The 3,997-nt window shown below is 77.2% G+C and carries 3 protein-coding genes and 1 pseudogene; 1 reads left to right on the top strand and 3 read right to left on the bottom strand.

From position 1 onward, the window contains the following. The 3 genes and pseudogenes from GTR00_RS16030 to msrA form a co-directional block, all read right to left on the bottom strand. Window positions 1-762 (bottom strand): annotated as a pseudogene (locus tag GTR00_RS16030) (hypothetical protein); the annotation flags it as partial. Continuing rightward, window positions 759-1,544, bottom strand: coding sequence for a response regulator (locus GTR00_RS16025; protein WP_166612588.1), 786 nt, complete (start codon window positions 1,542-1,544; stop codon window positions 759-761). The gene GTR00_RS16025 and the pseudogene GTR00_RS16030, both read right to left, overlap by 4 nt. A gap of 219 nt (window positions 1,545-1,763) precedes the next feature. Next, complete coding sequence (gene msrA / locus GTR00_RS16020; protein WP_166612591.1) at window positions 1,764-2,405, bottom strand: peptide-methionine (S)-S-oxide reductase MsrA; 642 nt, start codon at window positions 2,403-2,405, stop codon at window positions 1,764-1,766. 122 nt (window positions 2,406-2,527) lie between these two features. On the opposite strand from msrA, the gene GTR00_RS16015 reads away from it, so the two are divergent. Continuing rightward, window positions 2,528-3,721, top strand: a complete 1,194-nt coding sequence (locus GTR00_RS16015; protein WP_323132531.1) for a cystathionine gamma-synthase — start codon at window positions 2,528-2,530, stop codon at window positions 3,719-3,721. Window positions 3,722-3,997: the final 276 nt, after the last annotated feature.

The raw sequence follows: 3,997 nt of genomic DNA, 5'->3' as shown, positions 1-3,997 counted from the left end.
GTCCTCCCAGGCGCGCGCCAGCGGCAGCGCCCCGCCCCGCCGCTCGCCCTCCACGCGCGCCAGGGCGGTGCGGGCCGCGCGGGCCGCCTCGGCGCGCTGCGCCGGCCCCGCCGCCTGCGCGGTCGTGCTCAGGGCGGCCAGCACGTCGTCGTGGACGATGGCGTCCCAGCGGGCGTTCTCCAGCTCCGCCGCGCGCGCGGCCGCCTCCTGCGCGGCCGCCTCCTCCGCCAGCCGCCGGGCCCGCTGCACGCGCTCGGCGGAGGAGCGCACCGCCGCCACCGCCACCCACGCCGCCGGCACGACCACCAGCACCAGCAGCGCGTCCAGCACGAAGCCCGTGGCCGGCACCGCCCACGCCCCGCTGACCTGCACCAGCGCGCGCAGCCCGACGTGCACCAGCCCCAGGCCCATCGCCGCGCCCAGGCCGGTGGCCGCCGCGCCCGCGCCCACCGTCAGCGGCGACAGGGCCAGCACCCACGGCACCTGCTCGGCCGGGCCGGGGGCCACGAGCACGTAGCCGCCCACGGCCGCGTCCCCGGCCACCACCAGCGCCCACGGCAACCACGGGCGCGCGCGCCCGTGCGCGACCTGCGCCAGCAGCAGCACCAGCAGCACGGCGTAGACCGAGACCACCGCGCTCGTCCACGCCGCCGGCGGCTGCGGACCGCCCGCCGCCGCGGCCGAGGCCACCGAGGGCACCAGGGAGAGCACCGCCAGCGCCAGGACGAGCGCGACCAGGCGGTGGGCGCCGCGGGAGGTCACCGCTGCGCCGGCGGCCCCGCCGCGTCCGCGGCCCAGCCGCCCGGCCCGTCGGCCGGGGGCGGCCCGGCGGCGGTGCCCGGGGTCCCCAGCGGGCTCAGCACGCCGTCCTCCACGGCCCGGCGGTACAGCTCCATGCGCGTGTAGGCGGGCCGGTCCAGCGCGGCGTACTTCGCGCGGATGCGCTTGAGGTAGCTCTTGGCGGTCTCCAGCGTCACGCCCAGGCGCAGCGCCACCGAGCGCGCCGGCATGCCCCCCGCGTACAGCTCCAGCACCCGCCGCTCCTGCGGCGACAGGTGCCCGGCGAGGTCGGCGTCGCCCTGCAGGGCCGCGGCCGTCTCCGCCGACGGCAGCGTCTCGCCCTCGGCCACCGCGCGCAGCGCCTCCACGAGCGCGCTCACCGGACGGTCCTTCAGCAGGACCCCCTGCGCGCCGGAGCGCAGGGCCTCGGAGGCCTCGGCGTGCTGGCGGCCCTCGGTGTAGACGAGCACGCGGGTGCCGGCGCCGAGCAGCGCCCCCACGTTCTGCGCCGGGTGCGAGCCGTCGCCCAGGCGCAGGTCCAGCAGCACCACCTCCGGCGGCGCGGCGCCCCCGGCGCCCAGGGTGCGCAGCAGCTCCGGCACCGTGGGCGCCGTGGCCACCAGGTGCACGTCCCGGTCGGCCAGCTCCACGCGCAGGCCGGTCAGCAGGGCGGGGTGGTCGTCGACGGCGGCCACGCGCAGCGCGCCTCCGGGCGCGCCTCCGGCTGCGCCGTCGTCCTGGTGCGGCGCGGGCTGCTTGTCCACTCGGCGACCTCCTTCGGCGCGAGCCTAGCCACCCCGTGGCCCCCGGTGGTTCGAGGCGGCACCCGTCCCCCCTCGGAAGGGGGGCGCTGATGGTCCCACAACGACGGCCTCCCCGGCAGGCCCGGCGCCGCGCGCCGCACCCGGACCGGGGACGTGCCGGGGGTGGCGCCGCGCTGCGGCACCACCCCCGGCACGTGCTGCCCGCCGGTCAGCGCGCCCTCACTCCGCGCTGCCGACCAGGCCGATCTGGCAGGTCAGGCCGTTGGGGCCGTGGTTGCAGTACCCGCCGGGCACCTTGTGCAGGTACTGCTGGTGGTAGTCCTCCGCGTACCAGAACGTGCCCGCCTCGGAGGCCGGGCGGACCTCCGTGGTGATCGTCCCGTGCCCGTGCTCGGTCAGCTCGCGCTGGAACGTCTCCCGCGTGCGCTGCACCGCCTCCCACTGCTCCTGCGTGGTCGTGTAGACCGCCGAGCGGTACTCCGTGCCGCGGTCGTTGCCCTGCCGGTAGCCCTGCGTCGGGTCGTGGTTCTCCCAGAAGACCTTCAGCAGCTGCTCCGGGCCCGTCACCGACGGGTCGTAGGCGACCAGCACGGTCTCCGCGTGCCCCGTCCTGCCGGTCACCGACTCCTCGTACGTCGGGTTCGGCGTGAAGCCGCCCTGGTAGCCGGCGGCCGTGGTCACCACGCCCGGCTGGCGCCAGAAGATGCGCTCCGCGCCCCAGAAGCACCCCATGGCGAAGGAGATCACCTCGGTCCCCCCCGGCCACGGGCCGCGCAGCGGGGTGCCGAGCACCGCGTGGGTCTCCGGGACCTCGAAGCGGGGCGCCTGCGAGCCCTGCAGCGCGTCCTCCGCGGTCACCATGCGGGTCTTGTACGGGTTGCCGAACAGCACCTGGTGCTCCTCCCTGGTCGTACCGGTCACAACGACGGGGACGCCGCGGACCTTCCCGGCGCGTGCGCGCCCGCGGCGTAGGCTCGCAGCCCGTGACGACTCCCGACAGCCCCGCCGGCCTGCCCGGCTTCTCCACCCGCGCCCTGCACGCCGGCCAGGACGCCGACCCGGCCACCGGCGCCGTCGTGACACCCATCTACCAGGTGTCCACCTACAAGCAGGACGGCGTGGGCGGCCTGCGCACGGGCCTGGGCACCGGCTACGAGTACTCCCGCTCCGGCAACCCCACCCGCACCTCCCTGGAGGTGCAGCTCGCCGCCCTGGAGCAGGGCGACGCCGCGTACGCCTTCGCCTCCGGCCTGGCCGCCGAGGACGCCGTGCTGCGCGCGCTGCTGGTGCCCGGCGACCACGTCGTCATCCCGAACGACGCCTACGGCGGCACCTACCGCCTGGTGAAGAAGGTCTTCGAGCCGTGGGGCGTGGAGCACACCCCCGCCGACCTCGCCGACCTCGACGCCGTGCGCGACGCCGTGCGCCCCGGCAGCACCCGCCTGGTGTGGCTGGAGACGCCCACGAACCCGCTGCTCACCGTCGGCGACATCGCCGCGATCGCCGAGATCGCCCACGCCGCCGGCGCCCTGCTCGTCGTGGACAACACCTTCGCCACCCCGTACCTGCAGACCCCGCTGCTGCTCGGCGCCGACCTCGTCGTGCACTCCACGACCAAGTACGCCGGCGGCCACTCCGACGTCGTCGGCGGCGCCGTCGTCGTGCGCGACGGCGACGACGGCCGCGGCGGCACCCTCACCGCCCGCATCGCCTTCCACCAGAACGCCATGGGCGCCGTGCCCGGCCCGTTCGACTCCTGGCTCGTCCAGCGCGGCCTGAAGACCCTCGCCGTGCGCATGGAACGGCACTGCGACAACGCCGAGCGCGTCGTGGAGTTCCTGCAGTCCCACCCGCGCGTGACGAAGGTCCTCTACCCGGGCCTGCCGGGGTTCCGCAACCACGACGTCGCCGCCCGCCAGATGCGCCGCTTCGGCGGCATGATCTCCTTCCGCACCGCCAGCGTCGAGGACGCCCTCAGCGTGTGCAGGGGCACCGAGCTGTTCACCCTGGGCGAGTCCCTCGGCGGCGTGGAGTCCCTGGTGGAGCACCCCGGGCGCATGACCCACGCCTCCGTCGCCGGCTCCCTGCTGGAGGTGCCCGACGACCTCGTGCGCCTGTCCGTCGGCCTGGAGGACGCCGACGACCTCGTCGCCGACCTCGCCTCCGCCCTGGGCTGAGGCGCGGCTCCGGGCCCCCGGCTCCGGGCCCCCCGGCTCCGGGCCCCCGGCGCGGGGTGGGGTGGTCCCCACCGCCAGGACACCGGTCACCCCCCTGGGAGGGGGCTGCGCGGACCGGTCGGATGGGTCCCACGCAGACCCGCCGAACCCCAGGAGCCCCGCGTGACCACCACGACCGTCCCCGCCCGCACCACCTCGCGCCGCTCGGTGCTCAGCGCCCTCGGCGGAGCGGCGCGAGGTGGTGCGGGCGGGGACGGTCGTGGTGGTCACGCGGGG

This window comes from Kineococcus indalonis, from assembly GCF_009906395.1.
In the GTDB taxonomy this organism is placed as follows: domain Bacteria; phylum Actinomycetota; class Actinomycetes; order Actinomycetales; family Kineococcaceae; genus Kineococcus; species Kineococcus indalonis.
Note: the sequence above shows the minus strand (reverse complement) of the source record. Positions and strands in the feature narration are given on the sequence as shown.

What these genes read in the sequence shown, in the direction of transcription:
- msrA (WP_166612591.1), bottom strand. Translation starts at nt 2,405, where the DNA reads ATGGTGACCGCGGAGGACGCGCTGCAGGGCTCGCAGGCGCCCCGCTTC.